Raw genomic sequence first — 23,560 nt, forward strand, 5'->3', positions numbered from 1 at the left:
CCCCTCCCCAACCCCTCCCCACAAGGGGGAGGGACTTAACCCGCGGCACGGTCCCTGACAAACAATGAGCGCCAAAACGAATATCGAGCCATGAAAGGTATCGAGGCGGCGCTGCGGAGGAAGCCCCTCCCCCTTGTGGGGAGGGGTTGGGGAGGGGAATAACCGGGCAGCGGATCATCCTGCCGCCGCCACCAGCTTCGCCTCGATCTGGTCGATTGCATCGACCACCGCATCGAAGGTCAGCATCGTCGAGGCGTGGCGGGCCTTGTAGTCCTTCACCGGCCTCAGGTAGCGCATATCCTCGAATCGGCCGCCAGGCCCCTCGCCATCTTCCTTCAGCATGGCCAGCATGTCTTGCCGCGCCTTGCGAAGCTCTTCGGCCGTGGCGCCGATCACATGGCGGGCCATGATTGAGGAGGACGCCTGCCCAAGCGCGCAGGCGCGCACCTCATGAGCGAAATCCGTCACCGTGCCGTCGCGCATCGTCAGGTAGACACGCACCTTGGAGCCGCAGAGCTTGGAGTGCTTTTCCGAAACGGCATCCGCGTCCGGCAGCGTTCCCGAACGGGTGATGTTGCCGGCGAATTCGAGGATCTTGCTGTTGTATATGTCGTCCATATTCCATACCCGTTGGAAAAGCCTAGGGTCCTGCGCCGCGTGTCGAACAAAGCGTCACCGCCCGCGGGCTATGATTAGCAGGCTCGTTCCATTATATGTGATGTCGCATCCCGATCATCAAGAAAGGATGTTTTGGCCGATTTCCTCACGAAATCGGGATAGGATGCCTTGTAAAACCGGCCGCCAGAGATCAGATAGCAGCCGGATCGTTAAAGAGTGGATCTTCGGCGGGAAATTCCGCCTTCAGGTCACGAGCCATTCGGGTGCGGCCTTGAACCGCATCAGGAGACAGTAAATGGATGCAATTGTGAAAAACTTCCCGGCCTCGAGCCAGCCGCAGGCCCGCCCCACCCAGCAGGAGGCGGAAGAAGCGGTGCGCGTATTGCTCCGCTGGGCCGGTGACGACCCGATGCGCGAGGGTCTGCTTGATACGCCGAAGCGTGTCGCCACCGCCTATATGGAACTGTTCGGCGGATACGAGCAGTCGCCGGAAGAGGTGCTGGGCCGCACGTTCGAGGAGGTCTCCGGCTACGACGATATCGTCCTGGTGCGGGATATCCCTTTCCACTCCCATTGCGAACACCACATGCTGCCGATCATCGGCAAGGCGCATGTCGCCTATCTGCCAAACGGGCGCGTCCTCGGTCTTTCGAAGATCGCCCGCGTGGTGGATATTTTCGCCCGCCGCCTGCAGACCCAGGAAAACATGACGGCGCAGATCGCCAACGTCATTCAGGACGTATTGAAGCCGCGCGGTGTCGCCGTGATGCTTGAAGCCAAGCATATGTGCATGGAAATGCGCGGCGTCGAAAAGCAGGGCTCGGATACGCTGACCACCACCTTTACCGGTGAGTTCAAGGGAAATGCAGCCGACCAGGCCCGTTTCCTCAGCCTCATCCGGGGCCGTTGATCCCAGGATTTCTTAGATGCCGCTCACCTTTGAACAGCGCTCGGTCGACAAGGCCGAGCGCGAGGCCGCTGGTCCCTTCACGCCCCTCTTCGACGCCAACGGTCTCGTGACTGCGGTCGTGACCGATATTCGCGATGGCGAGCTTCTGATGGTCGCGCATATGAACGCGGAAGCACTCGCGCTCACCATCGAGACAGGCATCGCCCACTATTACAGCCGCTCGCGCCGGAAAATCTGGAAGAAGGGGGAATCCTCCGGAAACCTCCAGACGGTCCACGAGATCAGGACCGATTGCGACCAGGATGCCGTCTGGCTGAAGGTGTCGGTCGCAGGGCACGATGCAACCTGCCACACAGGCCRCCGCTCCTGTTTCTACCGGGTCGTGCAACAAAAGGACGGCCGCGCCACGCTTGAAATTACCGACGATCAGCGCCATTTTGATCCGGAGAGCGTCTATGGCGGCGGGGGAACCGATTAACAACTGCCTCGTTTTCTGCCACGCCGGTGCACGTTAAACGATTTCGCAACCTCTCGATGGATTAATCGGGAGACTGGGATCGTTCAGCCTCAAGGGTGGTATAGTCTATGCTGAACTGGAGTTGGAATCGCCAAGATCCGCGAGCGGCCGCAGCCGATACGAGCGGAACCCCGGCTCTGGAAACCACCCCTCCCCCTGCTCAGCAAGCACCCAGAAAGGCCAAGCTCGCATTGGCGCTCGGCGGCGGCGCGGCGCGCGGGTGGGCGCATATCGGCGTCCTGCGGGCGCTGGATGAGGCCGGTATCGAGGTCGGCATGATCGCCGGCACGTCGATCGGCGCGCTCGTCGGCGGCTGCTATCTCGCCGGCAAGCTGGATGAACTCGAGACCTTCGCCCGCTCACTCACCATGCGGCGCATCGCCGGGCTGCTCGATCTCACCTTCGGCGGTGGCGGCGGTCTGTTCGGCGGCATGCGCCTTACCAAGCGTATGCAGGAGCATTTGGAAGGTCTTTCGATCGAAGAGCTCGATCGCCCCTTCGTCGCGGTCGCGACCGAACTGCACAGCGGTCACGAGGTTTGGATCACCAGCGGCAACCTGATTACGGCGCTACGCGCCTCCTACGCCCTTCCGGGCATTTTTGAACCTGTTCACTGTAACAACCGTACCCTGGTCGATGGCGCGCTCGTCAACCCGGTGCCGAGCTCGGTATGCCGTGCCTATGAGCAACCCCTCGTGGTAGCCGTCAATCTCAATTACGAGATCTTCGGCCGCTCAGCCGTCGTCAAGCACAGCGCAAGCGTCCAGCCGATCGATGACGGCCGCAGGAACAGGAGCGATGAGGCACGGGTTGGAATGACCGGCGTTATGGTGCAGGCCTTCAATATCATCCAGGAGCGGATTTCGCGGGCGCGACTGGCTGGCGACCCGCCGGATCTGGCCCTGCATCCGCGTCTCGCCGACATAGGGCTTTCGGAATTCCATCGTGCCGGCGAGATAATCGACCGAGGCTATACCGAAACCATTGCGCAGATCGGCGCGCTCCAGCGCATGCAGGAAGCGTTCGCTCGCTAGTCTATCACCCGGCGATATAAGCCTTGATCTGCTCGGCCTCGAATTCGATCTCCTGAATGCGCGACTTCACGACGTCGCCGATCGAGATGATGCCGACCAGCTTGCCGCCCTCCTCCACCGGCACGTGCCGGAAGCGCTTCCCGGTCATCATCTCCATGAGCTGATTGACGGTGAAATCTTCCCGACAGCGTAAAACGGTTGCGGTCATCGCCGATTTGACGGACTGCTGCAGCACGGAAGGTCCCTTGCCGGYGATTGCCCTGACAAGGTCGCGTTCGGTGAAGATGCCGGTAATGTTTCCCGTGGCCCCGACCACGACCACCGCACCGATGCGGTTCTGGTTCAGGATTTCCGCGACCTCCTGCAGCGTCTTGTCCGGCTCCACGGTAACCACGTTTCGGCCCTTGGCATCGAGCATGTTCTTGACGGTAATCGACATGGTTCCCTCCTAGCGCATCTGCAGGTAGAGCCGTTCCACTCCTCAGGAACTGCGCTCGCCTTTGTGGAATCTAGATCGCTCCAGGGAGGAGATCAAGGTTCCGTGATCGGAAGGCGGCCCTGTGGAAGCGGATCGAACAGAGCGAAGAGAAGGAAACCGAAGAGAAAACCGCCGATATGGGCATCCCAGGCAATCTCGCCCATATCCCCGCCCACGAGCGGCAGCCCTGCCGCAACCAGCAGATTGCCGAGAAACCAGATCCCCGTGAAGAAGACGACGGTGCGATTGCGGAAGGCGCCGAAAATCGACTGGCGCGGATAGAGATGACCATGGGTGCGGTCATAGCCGCCGCGTTCGGGAAAGGCGAAGCGGCAGGCCGCCCCCATCAGCGCCGAGACCACGCCGGACGCGCCGATCAGCAGCGTCTGGTCGCCCCAATGCAGCATGGCGTGGAAGAAGGCCGCGGCGGCGGCCGAAAACATCCAGAAAAGAATATAACGCAAGGTCCCGATGCGGCGCACCACGGGCGCCCCGAAGGCCGTCAGCCACAACACGTTGAAAACCAGATGCTCGACGCCGCCGTGCAGCAAAGAATAGGTCACTGGCGTCCAAAGCCACTGAAACCCCTGTTCGGCCAGCGGATAAACGTAGCGGAGCGGCGTGAACGCCAACTGGAACAGCAGAAAGGCACGGGCGTCCTCATTGAGGAAAAAGGCCTCGACGACATAGAGCACCGCGAGCACCGCGATCGTGACTACAAGGCTGCGCGGCAGGTTGAATATCGGAACCGATTCGCGCTCCGGAGCATCCTCCTCATGCGGCTCCTCGGCCATGTCCGGCCTGTCGCTCATTCCGTCCCTTTCTCGTCAACTTCGCCAGCCATATAGGACCCACCGGCGAAAGGGAAGCGCTGGCGGCGCTATGCGGCGCCCGCGGAAATCCCCGCACACGGATCAAACCCCAGAGATCGGCAATCGCCGGTTAACCGTCACCTGCCGCAGGTGGCATGGATTTCGCTCCGCGAGCGGCAAAGGACACGGTTCGCCTCGCGAACTGGTCCGAAACGAGACAGGCACAAGCATGCGCAATGAGGCAACCCGGAAGGTTTATGAATACTGGCTCCACATCAAGGGCGATCGTCCTGCTCCCCTGAGGAGCGAGATCGACCCAGCGGCGCTGCGCCGCCTTCTGCCCTATCTGTTCATCCTGACGCCGGGTGCCGAAGGCGTGCTGGAGTTCCGCCTTGCCGGAACCCGCATCTGCGAAATCTTCGGCCGCGAACTGCGCGGTGCCGCCTTTACCGGCCTCTGGGATGAGAACCCCAACCCTGCCGAAATCGCGCGCGATGTCATGCGCCGCGAGCAGCCCGCAATCCTCGATGGATGGACACGGAACGGCGAGACCGCAATCGGGTTCGAGGTCCTGCTGCTGCCGCTCAGCTCCGGCGAACAGATCGATCGCCTGTTGGGCTCGCTCCTGCCGCAGGCCTCGCCCGCTCCTCCCGTCACGCGCCCGCTTTCCGGGCTTTCCCTTCACGGCTGGAATTTTCTCGAAACCGATCGGGAGGCCGCGTCGGACCCAACCGATGATCCGGGTCCTGCCCGAGCGCTCCTGCGTTTTCTTTCAACACGCCTGCTCGACAACGGAGCGACTTGAAGCGCTTCGACAAAACCTTCTGTTAACCGCGCCGCGGTATGAGGTTTGTTATAGTTCCGAATGGAAAAGTATTCTCGAATGTATTCGTTTCAGCCGGCCCAGAACGCTCCTTCGCATCACATGCCGAACCAGCGGGCGTTCCAGCGGGTGGCGGTAAACGTTGCCGGCCGGCTGATGCTTTCCAATCATGAGGAATTTCCCTGCAGCGTAATCGATATGTCGCCGGGAGACGTCGCTTTCGCCTGCGAAGCGCGGCCCGCCGTCAACGAGCGGGTAATCGCCTATCTCGATCACATCGGCCGGCTGGAAGGCAGCGTGCTCAACCTGTCGGGCAGCGGCTTCGTCATGTCTATCACGGCGACGGAGCGCAAGCGCGAAAAGCTCGCGGCCCAGCTCACCTGGATCGCCAACAAGCATGAGCTCGGTCTGCCCGAGGATCGCCGGCACGACCGCCTGACGCCCCGCAACAGCCGCGCCGAGCTTCTGCTGGATGACGGCCGCCGCTATTCCTGCCGCATCATGGATCTTTCGCTTTCCGGCGCGGCGATCGACATCGACATCCGCCCGGCGATCGGCACCCCGGTTCAGCTCGGCAATATGCGCGGCCGCGTGGTGCGCCATTTTCTGGAAGGCGTGGCGGTCGAGTTCAATTCGATCCAGCCGCGCGAATCCCTCACCCAGTTCCTCTGAGGAACGGTCGCCACCCGATCGCGGTGGCCCCTTATTTCTTTTATAGCCCGACGATAGACTGTCTCCATTGGAGGCAGTCGAACTGCTATTTGACTGTCCTGAAACGGCTCGCCGCAATTTTTTTGTGCCTTTTCGAAACTTTTTCGAAGGCTTTTTCCTCTCGCGAAGCCGGTTTGCGGCCGCATAATACCCACATTTCGAGGTTTCCCGCGGCCTTCCCGCTGCGTTCGCCGTGAGCTGCAGCCGTGCATGCACGTCTCACGAAAGCGGAAGAAAATCATTTAAATACAATAAGATAGATACGACATCCGTGCCGAACCAGTGCCCCCGACAACTGATCTGTCACCCGGTCCCGTTCTGGGATTCTTTCCAATTCGCAACCCTATCGATTCAAATTTTATGAAACTTCGATTCAAATAAGGATTTGATTCTACTACTATATTTTGCGCTCGCTCAAACCCTGCCTGCGATTGTCCTTCCCATGAACGGGGAGACAAGAAAATGAACGATCGCAAGGCACTGAAGCTCGGATTTGTTGCCGCTCTCATCGCTTTCGTAAGCGCGTCTTCGTCCTTCGCGGCCCCGGCCGGCACGATGCGCGTCATCGGCGAGGCCAGCCCGCCGATCGGTCATTACGAGTTCTGCCAGACCTACACGAGCGAGTGCGAGGGCAGCTACGAGGATGCCGGCCCGATGCGGCTGACCGAAGAGAAATGGCGCGCGCTGCTCGACATCAACTATACCGTCAACACTTCCATCGAGCCGATGACCGACCAGGAAATCTACGGGGTCGAGGAACGCTGGGCCTATCCCCGCAGCGTCGGCGATTGCGAGGATTTCGTACTGCTCAAGCGCAAGATGCTCATCAAGAAGGGTTTCGATCCGTCCGACCTGCTGATCACTGTCGTGCTTCAGCCGAACGGCGAAGGTCATGCGGTGCTCACCGTCCGCACCGATCGCGGCGACTACGTGCTCGACAACATGCGCAACAAGGTCATGCTTTGGTCGGATACCGAATACACCTACCTGAAGCGCCAGGCCTCGAATGATCCTGCCCGTTGGGTCAAGCTCCAGGACGGCCGTGCAACCGCCGTTGGCAGCGTCGGACAGTAATCCTCGAGGCTGAAAGGATCACTCGATACGGTTTCCATCGGCGCCGAATAGACGCAGATGCTGCGGCGGGAACCTGACGGCCCGGCTTATCGGAGGAGCGGAGTGATGACCTGAAACTTTGTGGCCCAGCCCGCGTTTTGAATGACGGGACGCGGCGGCAGGAGGCGAGCCATGAGCGAGATGACCGAGACACGGAAACTGGCGGAGGAATATCTGCGGCTCGGCGGCCGCCGCAAATTGAAGGCCGACGACAACATCATCACGATCCGCAAATGGGAGGAAGACCCGCCCGAGGCGGAGAGGTTCTGGGTCGAGCATATCGAGCCCCTCGACCAGAGAACGCGCGAGCAGGTCGAGCTGTACCTGCCCAGCATCAACTTCCCCTGAAACATCCCTCCCGAATTGACACGCCGGCGTCCCATGGTCGGACACCGTTCATTTACTTCTCATTAACCATAACCAAGCAAAGCTGCCACAGTTGAAGCCCTTCGAACTGGAGGCATCCATGACAGGCTCCGGCTCGGCCGCCGACGACGAATCCCCGCTCATTTCCAACCGCTTCCTTTATCGGTTGACTGCATTCGTCGCCGTGCTTGCGGTCCTGACGGCAGGCATCAGTCTCGCCGGCCGCTGGTACGGGCAGCGCATGGCGCTCGCCGGGCATACCGACAGCACCGAGACCTTCCTGATCCGCATCGGCCAGGACGATCTGCGCCTTTCCGCCAACACTATCCGCTTCCGTGAGCAGCGGCATGGCGGCGCGGCCGAGCGCGTCGATCTCTATCTCACCTGGCCCGAACTGGAAGGCTACAGCGGCGAAAAACGCTTGCGTTTTGATGACCTTACGCGATCCGGCTCGCTGATTTTCCTGCAATTGTCGCAGAGCACGATGTCCGCGGACATGTCCGGCCGGCTCGCTCCCATCTATTCGCAGCTTTTCACGGGGGAAGAACCGCAGAAGACCGCCCACGGGCTGACAATGTATCGCCTGCGCATCGATAGCGGCTATGGCAAGGAAGTGATCTTCACCGCGCCGCGATCCGGCAGGCCCGCCTACGTGGTTCGCTGCCTGCTCCCCGCCGAAGGACAGGCTCCTACCAGCGGCGATTGCCAGCGCGACATCCATCTCGGAAGCGACCTTACCGTGCTTTATCGCTTCTCCAGCGCGATTTTGAACGACTGGGACCACATTGATGCCGCGATTACCGCTTTTGTCGAAGCGCGGCTGGTTGACGGGCCAGACGGAACGAATGGGCGAAATTAACTAAAACTCAGCATAATCCGGAAACCTGCCATTCATCATAAACCTCTTGGTAACGCTGTTCTCCTAGATTGGCCCAAACGGCCGCGACTGGGGAGCGTCCGGACGATGCAAACAATACAAAACGATGAGTGCGGCAGTGTCGAATAAGATGTTCACCGCCTCCTTTCCAAAGGATGGCGCAAGAGTTCCGGACCGGTTCATTGGCTATTTTCTTACGCTGGTTCTGGCATTGTCGGTATTTGCCGGCACAGCGGAGGCAGCCCCGAAATATGCTGGCATAGTCGTGGACGCCAACACCGGAAAGGTGCTTTACGGCGAAGACCCCGATGGCCTGCGCTATCCGGCGTCGCTCACCAAGATGATGACCCTCTATCTCACCTTCGAGGCATTGGAAGCCGGTCGCATCAGCCTAGACTCGAAGGTTCCCGTCTCTGCCAAGGCCGCCGCCGAACCACCGTCCAAGCTCGGCGTTCGTGCCGGAGGCTCGGTCACGGTCGAGCAGGCCATCAAGGCGCTCGTCACCCGCTCCGCCAATGACATCGCCACCGCGCTCGGCGAATATCTCGGCGGCTCCGAAGCCCGTTTCGCGCAGCTTATGAGCAATAAGGCCCGCGCGCTCGGCATGACGCGCACCACCTATCGGAACGCCCACGGCCTGCCCAATACGGCACAAATGACGACGGCACGCGATCAGGCCCGGCTTGGAATAGCGCTTCGCCAGCACTTCCCGCAGTATTACGGCTATTTCTCCACGCGCAGCTTCCAGTTCGGCAAGCAGACGATCGGCAACCACAATCGCCTCCTGGGCAATGTCGAGGGCGTCGATGGCATCAAGACTGGCTATACCCGCGCCGCCGGTAGCAATCTCGCCACCTCGGTAAAGCTCGATGGCCGCCTGATCGTTGCCGTCGTTCTCGGCGGCAGCTCCAGCGCCGCCCGCGATGCCCAGATGCGCAAGCTCGTCGCCAGCTATCTGCCCAAGGCTTCCCGCGGCGGCAGCAGCGCTCTGATCGCCCAGGCAGCACCTGAGCCCGTTTCCCCTGCTCGCCGCATGGCTGCGCTCGACCTGCCGAACAGTGGCCCGGTCCCGCAGACCCGCTACAGCGAGCAGCCCGCCGCGACAGCCTATGCTTCGGAGCCTGCCCAGAAACGGGTCATCAACGAAGCCATCAACGTCGCGATGGCCGGCGCCGCCGCCGTGCCGACCCCGGCTCCCGCCCCGGAATACATGCCGGAAGCGGCATCCGCCGAGGGTGACGAATCCTCCGTCGATGAAGTCATCACCGCCTCCACCGGAAGCCGCATTCCGCAGGTCGATGTCTCCGGCTGGGTGATCCAGGTCGGCGTCTCCGAAAACGAGAAGGCAGCTCGGAACCTCCTGCAGTCCGCACAGGACAAGGGTGGAAAGGCACTGCGCTCCGCCAAGCCCTTCACGGTCGCCGTCAACAGCAACGGCTCTCAGCTCTATCGCGCCCGCTTCGGCGGATTCGATGACCAGAAGGCGGCGGTCAATACCTGCAACGTCCTGAAGAAGAAGGGCGTCAGCTGCTGGGCATCGCTGCAGTGATTGCGATTGGCTCCCAGCCACGACAATGGCTGCGCCGGCCCGCCGGCGCGCTGAAATCTCGAAGAAGTATGGTGTAACGAGGTTTCCTGATGGGTACGAATGAGAACAGTGCAAGCTTTGATGGCGATCTGATCCAGTTGAAGAGCCGCGCGAGGGGCGTTGCCCTTCATCCGCTCCACGAGGCCGCGATGCGGCTCGCGGGGCTCGGCCTCAATCGGCCGCGCGAAAAGACCCGCGATCTGGTGGCCCTGCTTCTCGGCCACGGCGCGCGCGCCTGGCGCCAGTCACAGCCGGATGCGACGATTCATCTGCATGTTTCGTTCAGGTCCGGCCGGTCGCCGGTTCGCCTAAAGCTCCGCTGAGCCGGTTAATTCCGGTAAGAGCGGAATTCCCTTAGAGAAGTCCGAGTTCGGCGAGTTCGCGCCGAAGCTCTTCGGGAAGCGCGGCCACGCCTTCCCCCAATTTTCCGAGATCGCGCGGCGCTTCCTCGTCTTTCAGATAACGCCAGCCCTGGAACGGTCTCCGGGGCTGCGGCGCCGTCTCGATCACTTCCGGCCCAAGGATCAGTTCGCAGCGCTGGATGCCGTCGCCGCCGGTAAAGGTGCGAATGTCGAGAAGGTTCTGGCGCGCCAGCACCTGTCCCTTGATGACCCAGTAGAGCGAACCGCCGGTGAGCAGCTCCTCCATCCGTTTCGGCACCATGCGCGTGGTATGGATGCTGTGCGGCTCGAGCCCCGCCGCCATGGCGCGCATCGATTTTTCCGCCACCCAGTCCCGGAGATCCTGGAGCGTGTCCGCCCCGACGCAGAGTTTGATCAGATGAAGAGCCATGGCTCGGTTCAAAACCTATCCGGCTTTCAGGTCAAGCCTCTCATCGAGATGCTCCACACCACCAGCGTCAACATTCGACGACATTGACGGCGAGCCCGCCGGTCGAAGTCTCCTTGTACTTCTCGCTCATATCGTTGCCGGTCTGGCGCATCGTCTCGATACAAGCGTCGAGCGGCACGAAATGCGTGCCGTCGCCCTTGATGGCGAGCGACGCGGCCGTTACCGCCTTGACGGCGCCGAGCGCGTTCCGCTCGATGCACGGCACCTGCACGAGCCCGGCGATCGGGTCGCAGGTCATGCCCAGGTGATGTTCGAGTGCGATTTCCGCCGCGTTCTCGATCTGCTCCGGAGAGCCGCCCATGACGGCCGCAAGCCCCGCCGCGGCCATGGCGGCAGCCGAGCCCACCTCGCCCTGGCAGCCGACCTCGGCGCCCGAAATCGAGGCATTGTGCTTGATGATCCCGCCGACGGCCGCCGCCGTTAGCAGGAAATTGCGGATATCCTCCGCCGTCGCATCCTCATGGAAATGCAGGAAATAGCGGGCGGTGGCCGGGATGACGCCCGCAGCCCCGTTGGTCGGCGCGGTCACCACCCGTCCACCGCTGGCATTCTCCTCGTTGACGGCCATGGCGTAGACGCTCAGCCAGTCGTTGGCGAGAACCGGGTTCAGCCGGTTGCTGCGCCACTCTTCCTTCAGCTTGTCGTGGATCGCCCTTGCCCGCCGCTTCACCTTCAGACCGCCGGGCATGATGCCGTCGACCTTGAGTCCGCGCTCGATGCAGCCGTTCATCGCTTCCCATATGCCGTCGAGCCCGGCGTCGAGTTCGCCCGAACTCATGCGGGTCTCTTCGTTCGCCCGCTTCATCTGGGCGATTGTCAGGCCCGAGCGCGCGGCCATGTCGAGCATCTGTCTGGCGGTCGAGAAAGGATAGGGCACGCGCGCATCGCTCGAAGCCTTCTTCGAGCTTCGCAGCGCCTCGAGCTCGGTGTCGGTCACCACGAAACCGCCGCCGATGGAATAATAGATGCGCTTGAGCAGCAGCCGGCCGTTCCGGTCATAGGCCGAAAAGCTCATTCCGTTGGCATGCCCCGGAAGCGGCTGCTTCTTGTCGAAGATCAGGTCCGTCTTCGGCTGGAACTCGTAGGCGGGATGGCCGGGCGGCGTCACGCGTCCGGTCCGCTCCACCTCATCGATGATCTCGTCCATCCGGTCCGGATCGACACTATGGGGCTCCTCCCCCATCAGGCCCAGGATCACCGCCCTGCCCGTTCCATGGCCTATGCCCGTATAGGCAAGCGAACCGTGCAGGCTGGCCTTGATCGCAGCGACCTGCGCGCCGGCCGGCCGCGGCCAGTCGTTCGTGAGGATCAGCGCCAGAAAGCGGTTCGCGGCAGACATCGGTCCCATCGTATGGGAGCTCGAAGGGCCGATGCCGATCTTGAAGACGTCGAATACGGACAAAAACATGAAGCAACAGCTCCCGGATAGCGATGACGAAGGCTACGCCACATGGCTCGGATACCGTGGCAATCGCCCGACATCCGGTTTCATCAGAGCGACATACTCATGTCCATAAAATAAGAACGGCGCGGTACGAATACCACGCCGTTCTTATGAAAACAGGAAATCGGATCACAAATCAGATCGTGCCGAAAAGGTAAGCGAGCGCCAGAACCCCGGCAAATCCCGCGAGCGCTTTCAAAGTGACGCCCCAGCAGGATTTCTGAGCGGTGTCTTCCATGATCACTCCAGTCGTATTGCGAATAGCGCTGCGGCCGTCGAACGGCCGCAATGGCTAACCGTATATTAAAACGCCCCTCATCTCGCAACTGCGAAAAGCGGCGGAAACACGGCATTTACACAGATCAGATGCGCACCCCACGCATAACAATCCCGAAAATCCGGGCATTTCCCTCCTCCGGCCATCGTCTTCCACCGCCGCAATTTCATCCCAGTGGTTAACGGCACTGAGGACTTGCCGGTCCCGGCGAAGTGACGCATAGCTTGGTCCTACAGCCGAGGGCGACTCACGTCATGACGACTGCAGATTACACCGCTTTAGCCTTTTTCGCACTCCTTTGGAGCGCCTATTCCTGGTTTACCGCCGGTGGCGGCGCGCGCTTTCTTCCGCGTGCGAGCCTCAATCGCGCCATGACGGAACGCCGCCGCGCCTGGATCTACAATTCGCTGAAGCGCGACCTGAAGATGATCGACACCCAGATCCTGGCGGGTCTTCAGAACGGCACCGCCTTCTTCGCCTCGACGTCCATCTTCGCGCTCGGCGGCTGCTTCGCCTTGCTTGGAGCGACCGACCAGGTGGAGGCGGTCTTCCGCGAGCTTGCCTTCGTTCCCTATGGCGGGCGCACGGCCTTCGAGCTCAAGGTGGGCGGCCTGGCGATCATGTTCGGCTATGCCTTTTTCAAGTTCGGCTGGTCCTATCGGCTGTTCAACTACTGCACCATCTTGTTCGGCGCATTGCCGATGACGCATGAGACCCATGCCGACCGCATTGCCGCCGAACGCGCCGCCGATCAGGTGATCCGCATGAACATCATCGCCGCCGGGCATTTCAACTCGGGGCTGAGGACGATCTTCCTGTCGATCGGCTATCTCGGCTGGTTCGCCGGTCCCTATGTATTCATGGCGACGACCGCCTTCGTGATCTTCGTGCTCACCCGCCGCCAGTTCTTTTCGGATGCCCGGCTGGCGCTTCTCGATCGCGACGAGAAAGCCTGAACCAGATGAGGACGAGCTTCCCTTGACCCTTGCTGAGAGCCACAATACGTCCGGCACCCTTCCCCGCATCCGGTTGATCGACACGCTTCGCGGCCTGGCGCTGGTCGCCATGGCCTCCTACCATTTCACATGGGACCTGGAGTTTTTCGGCTATCTGGAACCCGGAACGGCAACGCAGGGGCTTTGGCGCCTCTATGCGCGGACGATTGCCAGCTCCTTCCTCTTCCTGGCCGGCGTCAGCCTCGTGCTGGCACATTATCCGAAAATCCGCTGGCAGTCCTTCTGGAAGCGCTTCGCGATCGTTGCAGGAGCGGCGCTCGCCATCAGCATCGCGACGCTTTTCGCAGTGCCGGACGAGTGGATATATTTCGGCATCCTGCACAATATAGCGGTGTCCAGCCTCGTCGGCCTCGCCTTCCTGAGGCTTCCTCCGGCCGTTACCGCCGTGGCGGTTGTGCTGATCGTCGCGGCCATGATCGCCGACAACTACATGCCGGGCCTGATGAAATCAGCCGCTCTCGATCCGCGATACCTGAGCTGGCTCGGATTTGCCGAAACCCCGCCACGCTCCAACGATTACGTGCCGCTCTTTCCATGGGTTGCGGCTCTGCTCGCCGGCATTGCGGTGGCGCGTTTTGTCCGCTCGGGAAACTGGCTCCCCCGTCTTGCGGCCTTCCAGACGCAATCGAACCTGCTCTCGAAGGCCGGGCGCCACAGCCTCATCATCTATCTGGTGCACCAGCCGGTGCTGATCGCACTCGTCTATCTCTTTTCGATGGTTCACCCGGCGGCGCCCCCCGATCCACGGCAGAGCTACGTGCGAAGCTGCGAGGCGGGATGTCTCGATCAGACGAACGATGYCGGTCTCTGCCAGCGTTTCTGCGGCTGCACGGCGGACCGGCTGATCGAGCAATCGCTCCTGCAGCCTGTCCAAACGGGCGCGATCGATCCGAACACCGATGAGCGGGTACTGACCATCGCCCAGGAATGCGCTACCCAGGCCCGGTAAGATCAGGGAATAAACGGAAGGTCAGGTGCCGACGCCGATCTCGGCAAGCCGTGTCAGGCAGGCCTCCTCGACATGATCGAGTTCGGCAAGGGTATCCTCGATATCCTTGCGCTTCTGGCGAAGCTCGTCGCGCTTTTCGTCCACGCGCTTCATCAGGAGCTTGAGCTGCCCCATCTCGCCCGGAGGTTCCTTGTAGACTTGGATGATCTCGCGGATCTCGGCGATCGTGAAGCCAATACGGCGGCCACGCAGGATCTCCTGAATCAACCGGCGATCGGCGGCGCGGAAAAGCCGCGTCCGGCCGCGGCGCTCCGGATGGATCAGCCCTTCGTCCTCGTAGAAGCGCAGCGTGCGGGTCGATACCCCGAATTCCCGCGTCAGCTCCGTAATGCTATAGTATTTGTTCACGATCGTTCCCTGCCTTGAACCGCCAAATTAATTGACTTTTACGTAACAGTCAATTTGCGGCTTACCGACAGGGCTAACTCGACAGGAACCACCAGGTCGCCAGGCCGAGGAAGGAGAAGAAGCCCGTCGTATCGGTGATCGCCGTCACGAAGACCGCCGAAGAGACGGCGGGGTCGGCGCCGGCGCGCTCGAGAAGCAACGGGATCATGATGCCGGCCATGGCGGCGGCGAACATGTTGATGAGCATGGCCGTCGCGATCAGCCCGCCGATATGCACATCCTGGAACCAGAACCCGGCCACCAGGCCGACCAGGCAGCCGATCACCACTCCGTTGATCAGCCCCACGCCCGCCTCGCGGCGCGCCACGCGCCATGCATTGTGGATGTCGAGATTGCGGGTGGCAAGCGCCCGCACCGTCACCGTCATCGTCTGAGAGCCGGCATTGCCGCCCATGCCGGCGACGATCGGCATCAGGATAGCCAACGCCACCACTTCCTCGATCGTCGCTTCGAAAAGCGAAATGACCGACGCGGAGATGAAGGCGGTCACCAGGTTGATGAGCAGCCACGGCACGCGCGAGCGCGAGATTTCGGTGACCGTGTCCGAAAGCTCTTCGTCGCCGACGCCGCCGAGGCGCATGATGTCCTCTTCGGCTTCTTCCTGGATCACGTCCACCACGTCGTCGATAGTGAGCACGCCGACCAGGCGGCCGTTGTCGTCCACCACCGCGGCGGAGAGAAGATCGTATTGCTCGAAAACCTGCGCGGCTTCTTCCTGGTCCATTTCCGCCGGGATCGGATGGTTGGTCTCGCGCATGATGCTTTCGATGCGCACCTGCCGCTTGGTGCGGAGAATCCGGTCGAGATCGACCACTCCGAGCAGCTTGAAGGTCGGATCGATCACAAAGATTTCCGTGAAGCTTTCAGGCAGATCCGCGTCCTCGCGCGTGTAGTCGATCGTCTGGCCGACCGTCCAGAACGGCGGCACGGCGACGAATTCCGAGCGCATGCGCCGGCCGGCGGATTGCTCGGGATAATCGAGCGCCCGGCGAAGCCGCACCCGCTCGGTGAAGGGCAGTTGGGCGAGAATTTCCTCCCGGTCCTCGTGGTCGAGGTCTTCCAGGATGTAGACGGCATCGTCCGAATCGAGATCGCCGATCGCCGCCGCGATCTGCGCGTTCGGCATCTGCTCGACGATTTCGAGGCGGATCGCCTCGTCCACCTCGGTGAGCGCGGTAAGGTCGAAATCGTCACCGAGCAGCCTGACGAGTGCGAGGCGCTGGTCCGGCTGGATCGCCTCGAGAAGGTCGCCGAGTTCCGATTCGTGCAGGCGGGCCACATGCTGACGCAGGAAAAGCACGTCGCGATCGGCAATCGCCGCGCCCACCATGGCGAGGAAATCGCTGCGGATCGAGCCGTCCTCGGCATAGATGTCCTCGCCGGCCTCCCCGGCATGGACGCGGACGCGGTCGTCTTCGCCGATATTGCTCATCTGCCGCCCTCGCCTGCTTTGCCCGACGCCAGGAGGATGGCGGCGGAAAGCCCATTGTCAACAACCGGATAGCGCTTTGCCAGGGAGCTCTGCCGGTCCCGAGCACTTCCCTGCTAGACCAATTGCCTTCGCCGGTCCACCCCCGCTTCCCGGAGAAGGTTGAGCAATGGAAATTTCGGCTTTATCTGAGTGCCCAACCACCCTTCCACGGAAGCTTCCATGGCCCTTTTGAACATCCTCAGATATCCCGATCCCGGCCTCTCGGTCCGTTGCGAGCCGGTACGGAGCTTCGACGAACAGTTGCGCACGTTCGCCTTCGATCTTCTGGAGACCATGCGGGCGGCTCCAGGCGTCGGCATCACCGCCGCCCATGTCGGCGAACACGTCCGGCTCGTGGTCCTCGAGCTTTCGCGCGAACAGGGCCCGCTCTTCTACATCAATCCGGAAATTCTTGAAATCTCGACCGAAACCATGCGGCATGTCGAAGGCAGCGTCTCCATGCCCGGAGCGACCGACGAGGTCGAGCGTCCGCGAAAAATCCGCCTCCGCTACCAGGATCTGGATGGAGTACGGCATGAGGAAAACTGCGAAGGCTTTCATGCCATCTGCATGCAGCACGAAATCGATCAGCTCGACGGTGTGTTCTGGCTGAAACGGCTTTCCCGGCTCAAGCGTGACCGGCTCGTCCGCAAATGGGAAAAGAGCCGATAGAACCAAAAGCGCCGTTGTTCGTTCTCCTGTCTCGACCAGGAGGAGCTGCGATCATGACTGCGAACAACGACAAGACCGAGGCCCAGATCGAACAGGATGTCGCCGCACGGCTGGYGAGCTTGCCGGACGTCGACGCATCCGCCATCCACCCGCATGCCGAGGGAACCAAGATCATACTCGAAGGTTCTGTTGATACCGTGTTTTCAGCCCGCAAGGCGGTGCTGAGCGCGGAAGCCGTGGATGGAGTGCATGACGTCGAAAGCCATCTGAAATTGACAGGCAGAAAGGATGGCGATCCATCCGCGACAAGCCATTGATCTCGATGAAGCCGGCGCACGAGCGGGTGCGCCGGCCCCGACTCCATCCAAGCTCGACCGAGTTTGAAATGACAGGAGGCGTCCATGCCGACCAAGAAGAACGCCGACGACATCTCCCGCGAGGAAGATTTCCGCGACTACGATGACCGGAACATCGACGAGGGATGGCCCTATGACGATGCAGCCGGCGCCGGCAAGCGCCCGGTCGACAATGCCCCCTATGGCCAACCTTCCGCCAATTTCGACAGGGAGCGCAATCGCGGCTATCGCGTGGACGAGGCTGATTTCGATGGGCTGGAGGAACGTCAGGCCGATAGCATATTTCCCGGCACCGAGGGCCTGGAAGACTCTGATGACCTCGAGGAGCGTGTCAGCGATGCGATCGACAATCTCGGCATCATCGACATGGATTCCATCGACGTGCATGTGGAGAAGGGCGTCGTAATTCTCGAAGGCGTGGTCGACGAGGCCGAAACCTCCCGCAGGATCGGGCGGCACATCCAGGGCATTGCCGGTGTCCGCCGCGTCGTCAACAATATGCGGCTTGCCGGCATCGACAGCCACATTCCCGATGAAGATTAGCCGACCTGCAACGCGATCTCCGGCGAGCCGCGCAACGTGTTGCTGACGGTGCAGATATCCTCCGCCATATGGGCAATCTCCTGCTTTTCCAGTTCGGTGAACTCCCCCTTGATCTCCATACGGGCGGTGAAGCGCACCACGCGCGAAGGCTCCTCGCCCGCCTTTTCTCCCGTCACATGCGCCCGCGCCTCGTCGAAGCGGTTGAGGATGCCGAGCCGGCTCGCGGCGATGCGCGCACTCAGCACGAGGCATCCCGCAAGCGAGGAATAGAGAAGATCGAGCGGATTGAACCCCGGATCGCTCGCGCCGCTGACGAGTTCCAGTGAGCCGCCGGTCTCCGTCCTCACCTGCGGGCGGCCCGTGCGCCCCAGCGTCGCCGTGACTCCAACCGGCCGCGGCTTGATCCTGATCTCGCTCATTTCTTCCTCATGATCCGCCCGAAGCGGGGCTTGTCTGCGACATAATCCAATAAAAAGCTGCAGCTTCTTGTCATAAGCTTGCCGGAACTTGACCGGATTTGAATTTTCGCGGATGGAGGGGCACCCGAAATTCCATAAGCATTCCGATCAAGGTCTGCGCTTCAGGGAGGTACATATAGTATGAATTCGTTCTTCGGTCGCCTGGCCATCGCAGGCATCGTCGCCACCACCGCCTGGACGGGCGGCGCATTCGCCCAATCCACCGAGGTCAAGATCGCCTATGCTCTTGCCCGTGATTCCCATTATGGCGCAGCCGCCGACGCATGGGACAAATACGTGACGGAAACCAGCGGCGGTCGGTTCAAGTTCACCCATTTCCCCTCCTCCGCCCAGGGCGGCGAGCGTGAAGTCATCGAGGGCCTGCAGCTCGGCACCGGTGTCCAGGCGGTCGTCGTTTCCTCCGGCGCGCTTTCGAACTTCGTTCCGGAAATCGGCGTCACCGACATTCCCTTCCTGTTCCGCGACCTCGCCCATGCCCGCGCCGTGCTCGACGGCCCGGTCGGCCAGGACATCCTCGCCAAGTTCCAGGACCGGCAGCTGATCGCGCTTGCCTGGGGCGAGCAGGGCTTCCGCCACATCACCAACAACCGCCAGCCGATCGAAAAGCCGGAAGATCTCGCGGGCCTCAAGATCCGGACCATGGAAAATCCTGTCCATATCGCCGCCTTCGAGACGGCGGGCGCCGCACCGACGCCGATGTCCTGGCCGGAAGTCATCCCTGCCCTGCAGCAGGGCGCCATCGACGGCCAGGAAAACCCGCTCTCGGTCATCGTTTCGGCCAAGCTCTGGGAGGTCCAGAAGTACCTCACGGTTTCCGGCCACGTCTATTCGCCGGCCATGCTGATCGTTTCCCCGACTTTCTGGGATAGCCTTTCGGACGAAGACAAGAAGCTCTTCGCCGACGGCGCCACCAAGGGCAAGGAAGCCATGCGCGCGTTTGTCGATCAGTCGGAGAAGAACGGCATCGAGACCGCGAAGAAGAACGGCATGCAGGTGAACGAGCTCAGCGACGCCCAGAAGGCCGAGTTCCAGAAGGCCATCCAGGCCGCTTATGACGGTTATTACGAAACCTACGGCAAGGATCTGGTCGACTCGATCGTCGCGACCAAGTAATCCGATTTGGAGCGGATCAGGGGCACCCCGCAGCGTTGCGGGGTGCTTCCGTTTCGGCGCTGCCGCCAGACTGCCGCGCTCGGGGGAATTTCACATGCAGAAGATCGAACGCATTTTCGTCGAGGCAAATCGCTGGGCGCTCATCGCCATCCTGAGCACCATGGCGGTCCTCGTCTTCCTCAACGTCATCCTGCGTTATCTCACCAATCATTCCATCACCTGGTCCGATGAGGTATCGCGCCACCTGATGATCTGGCTCACCTTCATCGGCGCCGGCATCACGCTCAGGCATGGCGGGCTCGTCGCGATCGACAATCTGCAGGCGGCCCTCGGCGACCGGAAGGCCCGCCTCCTCCGCCTCGTCGTGGCGGCCATCATGCTCGCCTTCTTCGTGATGATGATCTGGGTCGGCAAGACCTATGTGGAACGCACCATGTTCCAGACGACGCCCTCCACACGCATTCCCTTCGGCTACATCTATCTCGCCATGCCGATCGGGTTCGGGCTGCTGATCGTCCATTTCCTCTTCGTGCTCAGAACCTATCTGGCAGGCGGCATGAGCGGCTTGCAGGGTGAAAGCGACGCGCCGCCCGTCGCCGCATAGGCTTCACGGCAAACTGCAGCGCGGCGTTTGATGCCGCCTTTCGAAGTTTCCATCCATGATCATCATTCTCTTCGTCTCCTTCTTCCTTCTCCTGGCGCTCGGCGTTCCGGTTGCCTTCACGCTGGCGATCTCCACCTGGCTCGCCGTCATCCTCGGCAGCAATTACCCGCAGATCGTGGTGATCAAGGAGATGTTCACCGGCGTCGACAGCTTTCCGCTGCTCGCCGTGCCCTTCTTCATCCTTGCCGCCGAACTGATGACCGGCGGCGCGCTGACGCACCACCTCCTGCGCCTTGCCGCCCAATTCGTCGGCCGCGCCCGCGGCGGCTTGGGCTATGCCAGCATCATCTCGACCACCCTGTTTGCCGGCATTTCCGGCTCAGCGCTCGCCGCAGCCGCCGGCCCCGGCGCCATGACCATCCGCATGATGGAGAAAAGCGGCTACGAGAAGCGCTATGCCTCGGCGCTCGCCGCCGCCGTCGCGGTCGTGGACCCGATCATCCCGCCCTCCATCACCATGATCATCTACGCCCTGCAGGACAGCCGCGTATCGGTCGGCTCGCTCTTCATCGCCGGCGTCGTGCCGGGCCTCCTCATCTCGGTCGCCATGTGCGCGGTGAATTTCTACATCTCCCGCAAACGCGACTACCGCTCCATGGATATCCGCCCGTCCGCGCGAGAAATGGTCCTGAACACACTCTATGCCGTCCCCGCCATGGCGCTCATCGTCATCGTCGTCGGCGGCATCCGCATGGGCTGGTTCACGCCCACGGAAGCCTCGGTCATCGCGGTGTTCTATGCCCTCTTCTGCGGCATATTCATCTATCGCTCGCTGAAGGTGAGGGACCTGCCGGAGATCATCTTCCGCTCAGCCATGGTCACGGTCGGCATCCTGCTGATCCTCGCCTCCGCCCGCGCCTTTGCCTGGGTGCTCATCATAGAGGGCGTGCCGCAGTTCCTGGCAGATGTCATCATCGGCTGGAATCTGAGCCCGATCGCCTTCCTCCTGGCGGTCAACCTGCTGCTTCTGATCTTCGGCATGTTCATGGATCCGCTGCCGGGCGTAATGATTCTCGTGCCCATCCTGGCGCCGATCTCCTTCCAGCTCGGCATCGATCCGATCCAGTTCGCGATGATCGTCATCCTCAACCTGACGATCGGCCTCATCACCCCGCCGGTCGGGGCGCTCCTCTTCGTGGTGTCATCCGTGGTGAAGATCAGGGTCAGCGAGATCACGCGCGAGATGGCGCCGTTCCTGCTGGCTTACCTGGTCATCCTGCTGGCGATAACCTTCATCCCGGCGCTCTCCACCTGGCTGCCTCACGCGACGGGCTTCTGACCCCCAAAGAAACACGCAATCTTCAAGGCGATCGGCAGGAAGCTGCCGGTCGCTTTTTTACGTTTCGGTACGGTTTGAAAAGCGGGCAACAAAAAACCCGCCGAAGCGGGTTCTTGTATTATGGTGCGGTCGAGAAGACTCGAACTTCCACGGGTTGCCCCACAGCGACCTCAACGCTGCGCGTCTACCAATTCCGCCACGACCGCATCGTGGTAGGTGCCGATTTGCGCCGGCGAGCGAGCATGTAGCAAAAGGATTCCGGGTGCACAAGCCTGCCGTGACACATTTTTGAAGGATAAAAATCGGGCTGTGGAATACCTATATGGAACAGGGCTTTCGCCCGGCCTCTTGCCGCCATCCTTCGTTTTTGCCAGAAGAATTCCATGCTGACCCGCACCGATCTTCAGATTTCCATGCACCCCGTCTCCGGTTCCCCGCCGGTGCGCTGGCGCATTTCGGAAGGACTCGTTCCTTATGAGCAGGCGGTCGCCGAAATGGAACGGGAAGTGGCCGCCATCGCCGACGGCAAGGCTGACGAACTCGTCTGGCTTCTAGAACACCCGCCGCTCTATACCGCCGGCACCAGCGCGGACGCCTCCGATCTCATAGAGCCCGACCGTTTCCCGGTATTTTCCACCGGGCGCGGCGGCGAATACACCTATCACGGCCCCGGCCAGCGCGTCGCCTATGTGATGCTGGACCTGAAACGCCGCCGCCAGGATGTCCGCGCCTATGTAGCCGCGCTGGAAGAGCTCGTGATTCGCACCCTCGACATGATGAATGTCCGCGGTGAGCGGCGGGAGGATCGCGTCGGCGTCTGGGTGCGCCGGCCGGAAAAGCCCGCCCTGCCCGACGGCTCCATGGCGGAGGACAAGATCGCGGCGCTCGGCATCCGGCTTCGCCGATGGGTGAGCTTCCACGGTTTGTCGCTCAATGTAGACCCGGACCTTTCCCATTTCTCGGGGATCGTTCCGTGTGGAATCAGCGCCTATGGGGTGACGAGCCTGGTCGATCTCGGCCTGCCGGTGATGATGGCGGATGTCGATATGCGGCTGCGCGAGGCATTCGAGGAAGTTTTCGGCGAGAGCGTCATCGAGAACGCTTCCGCTTGAAGACGGTCGGCGGCTGTGATTGAAAGGCGCATTCTTCGGAAAGCGCCCACATGCACCCTGCCCCGACGCCTGAAAATCCCCTGAAGGGCATGGCCATCATGGCCACCTGCATGGTCGTCCTGCCGCTCATGGATGCGATCGCCAAATACATGGCGACCTTCGAGGGCATGTCGCCGGGCCAGGTCACCTTCTACCGTTTCTTCTTCCAGTTCGTCTGCATGCTGCCGCTGGTGTTCTTCGCCGGCGGATCGATCTTCCGCGCGCGGCGTCCCTGGATGAACCTGCTGCGCGGCGCGCTTCACGCATCCGCGAGCCTGATGTTCTTCGCGGCGGTCAAATACATGCCGCTCGCGGATGTCTTCGCGATCTATTTTGTCGAGCCCTTCATGCTCACCATGATGTCGGCGCTCTTCCTTGGCGACAAGGTGGGCTGGCGCCGCTGGCTCGCCATCATTGTCGGCTTCGGCGGAGCAATGATCGTCATCCAGCCGAGCTATGCGATCTTCGGCTGGACCGCGCTGCTGCCGGTCGCCTGCGCCTTCCTCTATACGCTCTATCTCTTCCTCAACCGCGCCATCGGCGAGGCCGATTCGCCGCTCACCATGCAGGTCATGGCCGGCATCGGCGGAACGCTGTTCATGGCGGCGGGGCTCGGACTGGGCCACGGTCTCGGCGGAGCGGAATTCGAACCGTCCCTGCCCGCCTCGGCGCTCGGCCTCTTCCTGCTTGTCCTGCTCGGCTCGATATCCGGCTACATGCATCTGCTGGTCGTGCGCGCCTTTCGCCTGGCGCCTCTCTCGCTGCTGGCGCCCTTCCAGTATTTCGAAATTATCTCCGCAACCGTGCTCGGCTATGCACTGTTCGGCGACTTTCCGACGCTCTCGAAATGGATCGGCATCGCCATCATCGTCGCCTCCGGCCTCTTCATCATCTGGCGGGAGCGTCTGAAAACGAAAGAACCGGCAATCGCCTGATGAGGAGGCGCCTGTCGCTTTGCGACGCCAGATCGTCGGTTCCG

Annotated in this window: 28 protein-coding genes and 1 tRNA gene; 20 read left to right on the plus strand and 9 right to left on the minus strand. The window is 61.7% G+C overall.

The features are described 5' to 3' along the window. Positions 1-174: 174 nt before the first annotated feature. On the minus strand, positions 175-618 hold the full coding sequence (locus LCM4573_RS10990) for an iron-sulfur cluster assembly scaffold protein (protein ID WP_071006333.1): 444 nt from the start codon (positions 616-618) through the stop codon (positions 175-177). Between the two features lie 295 nt (positions 619-913). On the opposite strand from LCM4573_RS10990, the gene folE reads away from it, so the two are divergent. From folE to LCM4573_RS11005, 3 genes are all read left to right on the plus strand, one after another. Continuing rightward, on the plus strand, positions 914-1,528 hold the full coding sequence (gene folE / locus LCM4573_RS10995; protein ID WP_071006334.1) for a GTP cyclohydrolase I FolE: 615 nt from the start codon (positions 914-916) through the stop codon (positions 1,526-1,528). Between the two features lie 16 nt (positions 1,529-1,544). After that, complete coding sequence (gene hisI, locus LCM4573_RS11000; RefSeq protein ID WP_071006335.1) at positions 1,545-2,006, plus strand: phosphoribosyl-AMP cyclohydrolase; 462 nt, start codon at positions 1,545-1,547, stop codon at positions 2,004-2,006. 107 nt (positions 2,007-2,113) lie between these two features. Continuing rightward, a complete protein-coding gene (locus LCM4573_RS11005; protein WP_071006336.1) occupies positions 2,114-3,079 on the plus strand; it encodes a patatin-like phospholipase family protein in 966 nt (321 codons plus the stop codon). Positions 3,080-3,083: 4 nt separating this feature from the next. Here LCM4573_RS11005 and LCM4573_RS11010 read toward each other — a convergent pair whose 3' ends face one another. Further along, a complete protein-coding gene (locus LCM4573_RS11010) occupies positions 3,084-3,518 on the minus strand; it encodes a CBS domain-containing protein (protein ID WP_071006337.1) in 435 nt (144 codons plus the stop codon). Between the two features lie 92 nt (positions 3,519-3,610). Beyond that, positions 3,611-4,369, minus strand: a complete 759-nt coding sequence (locus LCM4573_RS11015; RefSeq protein ID WP_071006338.1) for a rhomboid family intramembrane serine protease — start codon at positions 4,367-4,369, stop codon at positions 3,611-3,613. A 229-nt stretch (positions 4,370-4,598) separates the two neighbouring features. Between LCM4573_RS11015 and LCM4573_RS11020 the strand changes: the two genes are divergently transcribed. The 7 genes from LCM4573_RS11020 (at position 4,599) to LCM4573_RS11050 (ending at position 10,170) form a co-directional block, all read left to right on the plus strand. Then, positions 4,599-5,174, plus strand: a complete 576-nt coding sequence (locus tag LCM4573_RS11020; protein WP_071006339.1) for a PAS domain-containing protein — start codon at positions 4,599-4,601, stop codon at positions 5,172-5,174. Between the two features lie 78 nt (positions 5,175-5,252). Then, positions 5,253-5,864 carry a PilZ domain-containing protein gene (locus LCM4573_RS11025; RefSeq protein ID WP_071006340.1) on the plus strand — a complete coding sequence of 204 codons (612 nt, stop codon included), beginning with the start codon at positions 5,253-5,255 and terminating at the stop codon, positions 5,862-5,864. Positions 5,865-6,365: 501 nt separating this feature from the next. Then, entirely contained in the window at positions 6,366-6,977 is a 612-nt protein-coding gene (locus LCM4573_RS11030; protein WP_071006341.1) for a transglutaminase-like cysteine peptidase, read from the plus strand. Between the two features lie 171 nt (positions 6,978-7,148). After that, positions 7,149-7,364: a hypothetical protein gene (locus tag LCM4573_RS11035; RefSeq protein ID WP_071006342.1), complete on the plus strand. Its 216-nt coding sequence runs from the start codon at positions 7,149-7,151 to the stop codon at positions 7,362-7,364. 118 nt (positions 7,365-7,482) lie between these two features. Continuing rightward, positions 7,483-8,241, plus strand: coding sequence for a hypothetical protein (locus LCM4573_RS11040; protein WP_071006343.1), 759 nt, complete (start codon positions 7,483-7,485; stop codon positions 8,239-8,241). 148 nt (positions 8,242-8,389) lie between these two features. Continuing rightward, complete coding sequence (locus LCM4573_RS11045; RefSeq protein ID WP_083347398.1) at positions 8,390-9,808, plus strand: D-alanyl-D-alanine carboxypeptidase; 1,419 nt, start codon at positions 8,390-8,392, stop codon at positions 9,806-9,808. 89 nt (positions 9,809-9,897) lie between these two features. Then, positions 9,898-10,170 (plus strand): hypothetical protein, encoded by a 273-nt coding sequence (locus tag LCM4573_RS11050; protein ID WP_071006344.1) that lies wholly within the window; start codon positions 9,898-9,900, stop codon positions 10,168-10,170. Between the two features lie 31 nt (positions 10,171-10,201). Here the strand turns inward: LCM4573_RS11050 and LCM4573_RS11055 are convergent, their stop codons facing one another. Both LCM4573_RS11055 and LCM4573_RS11060 read right to left on the minus strand, forming a co-directional pair. Further along, positions 10,202-10,639, minus strand: coding sequence for a DUF1489 family protein (locus LCM4573_RS11055; RefSeq protein ID WP_071006345.1), 438 nt, complete (start codon positions 10,637-10,639; stop codon positions 10,202-10,204). A gap of 67 nt (positions 10,640-10,706) precedes the next feature. Further along, positions 10,707-12,107 (minus strand): L-serine ammonia-lyase, encoded by a 1,401-nt coding sequence (locus tag LCM4573_RS11060; protein WP_071006346.1) that lies wholly within the window; start codon positions 12,105-12,107, stop codon positions 10,707-10,709. A 567-nt stretch (positions 12,108-12,674) separates the two neighbouring features. Here LCM4573_RS11060 and LCM4573_RS11065 point away from each other — a divergent pair. Together LCM4573_RS11065 and LCM4573_RS11070 are read left to right on the plus strand one after the other, a co-directional pair. Next, positions 12,675-13,376, plus strand: coding sequence for a DUF599 domain-containing protein (locus LCM4573_RS11065; RefSeq protein WP_071006347.1), 702 nt, complete (start codon positions 12,675-12,677; stop codon positions 13,374-13,376). A 22-nt stretch (positions 13,377-13,398) separates the two neighbouring features. Further along, on the plus strand, positions 13,399-14,385 hold the full coding sequence (locus tag LCM4573_RS11070; RefSeq protein WP_071006348.1) for a heparan-alpha-glucosaminide N-acetyltransferase: 987 nt from the start codon (positions 13,399-13,401) through the stop codon (positions 14,383-14,385). Positions 14,386-14,406: 21 nt separating this feature from the next. Here the strand turns inward: LCM4573_RS11070 and LCM4573_RS11075 are convergent, their stop codons facing one another. Both LCM4573_RS11075 and mgtE read right to left on the minus strand, forming a co-directional pair. After that, positions 14,407-14,793 carry a MerR family DNA-binding transcriptional regulator gene (locus LCM4573_RS11075; RefSeq protein ID WP_071006349.1) on the minus strand — a complete coding sequence of 129 codons (387 nt, stop codon included), beginning with the start codon at positions 14,791-14,793 and terminating at the stop codon, positions 14,407-14,409. Between the two features lie 73 nt (positions 14,794-14,866). Continuing rightward, positions 14,867-16,285 (minus strand): magnesium transporter, encoded by a 1,419-nt coding sequence (mgtE, locus tag LCM4573_RS11080; RefSeq protein WP_071006350.1) that lies wholly within the window; start codon positions 16,283-16,285, stop codon positions 14,867-14,869. A 219-nt stretch (positions 16,286-16,504) separates the two neighbouring features. On the opposite strand from mgtE, the gene LCM4573_RS11085 reads away from it, so the two are divergent. The 3 genes from LCM4573_RS11085 (at position 16,505) to LCM4573_RS11095 (ending at position 17,895) form a co-directional block, all read left to right on the plus strand. Further along, the gene (locus LCM4573_RS11085) at positions 16,505-16,996 is read left to right on the plus strand and encodes a peptide deformylase (RefSeq protein ID WP_071006351.1); all 492 of its coding nucleotides are present in this window, start codon (positions 16,505-16,507) and stop codon (positions 16,994-16,996) included. Between the two features lie 53 nt (positions 16,997-17,049). After that, on the plus strand, positions 17,050-17,313 hold the full coding sequence (locus LCM4573_RS11090; protein ID WP_071006352.1) for a BON domain-containing protein: 264 nt from the start codon (positions 17,050-17,052) through the stop codon (positions 17,311-17,313). An 84-nt stretch (positions 17,314-17,397) separates the two neighbouring features. After that, positions 17,398-17,895: a BON domain-containing protein gene (locus LCM4573_RS11095; RefSeq protein WP_071006353.1), complete on the plus strand. Its 498-nt coding sequence runs from the start codon at positions 17,398-17,400 to the stop codon at positions 17,893-17,895. Here LCM4573_RS11095 and LCM4573_RS11100 read toward each other — a convergent pair. Next, positions 17,892-18,314 carry an OsmC family protein gene (locus tag LCM4573_RS11100; RefSeq protein WP_071006354.1) on the minus strand — a complete coding sequence of 141 codons (423 nt, stop codon included), beginning with the start codon at positions 18,312-18,314 and terminating at the stop codon, positions 17,892-17,894. The genes LCM4573_RS11095 and LCM4573_RS11100 overlap by 4 nt on opposite strands. Positions 18,315-18,494: 180 nt before the next feature. On the opposite strand from LCM4573_RS11100, the gene LCM4573_RS11105 reads away from it, so the two are divergent. The 3 genes from LCM4573_RS11105 (at position 18,495) to LCM4573_RS11115 (ending at position 21,430) form a co-directional block, all read left to right on the plus strand. Next, positions 18,495-19,487 carry a TRAP transporter substrate-binding protein gene (locus tag LCM4573_RS11105; protein ID WP_071006355.1) on the plus strand — a complete coding sequence of 331 codons (993 nt, stop codon included), beginning with the start codon at positions 18,495-18,497 and terminating at the stop codon, positions 19,485-19,487. Positions 19,488-19,581: 94 nt separating this feature from the next. Beyond that, complete coding sequence (locus LCM4573_RS11110) at positions 19,582-20,091, plus strand: TRAP transporter small permease (RefSeq protein ID WP_071006356.1); 510 nt, start codon at positions 19,582-19,584, stop codon at positions 20,089-20,091. Positions 20,092-20,146: 55 nt separating this feature from the next. After that, positions 20,147-21,430 (plus strand): TRAP transporter large permease, encoded by a 1,284-nt coding sequence (locus LCM4573_RS11115; protein ID WP_071006357.1) that lies wholly within the window; start codon positions 20,147-20,149, stop codon positions 21,428-21,430. A 121-nt stretch (positions 21,431-21,551) separates the two neighbouring features. On the opposite strand, the gene LCM4573_RS11120 is transcribed toward LCM4573_RS11115, so the two are convergent. Continuing rightward, positions 21,552-21,636 (minus strand) — tRNA-Leu (locus tag LCM4573_RS11120). Positions 21,637-21,813: 177 nt separating this feature from the next. On the opposite strand from LCM4573_RS11120, the gene lipB reads away from it, so the two are divergent. Both lipB and LCM4573_RS11130 read left to right on the plus strand, forming a co-directional pair. Then, positions 21,814-22,542: a lipoyl(octanoyl) transferase LipB gene (gene lipB / locus LCM4573_RS11125; RefSeq protein ID WP_071006358.1), complete on the plus strand. Its 729-nt coding sequence runs from the start codon at positions 21,814-21,816 to the stop codon at positions 22,540-22,542. 50 nt (positions 22,543-22,592) lie between these two features. Continuing rightward, positions 22,593-23,516 carry a DMT family transporter gene (locus tag LCM4573_RS11130; protein WP_071006359.1) on the plus strand — a complete coding sequence of 308 codons (924 nt, stop codon included), beginning with the start codon at positions 22,593-22,595 and terminating at the stop codon, positions 23,514-23,516. Positions 23,517-23,560: the final 44 nt, after the last annotated feature.

Source organism: Rhizobium sp. LCM 4573 (assembly GCF_001854865.1).
Lineage (GTDB): Bacteria > Pseudomonadota > Alphaproteobacteria > Rhizobiales > Rhizobiaceae > Neorhizobium.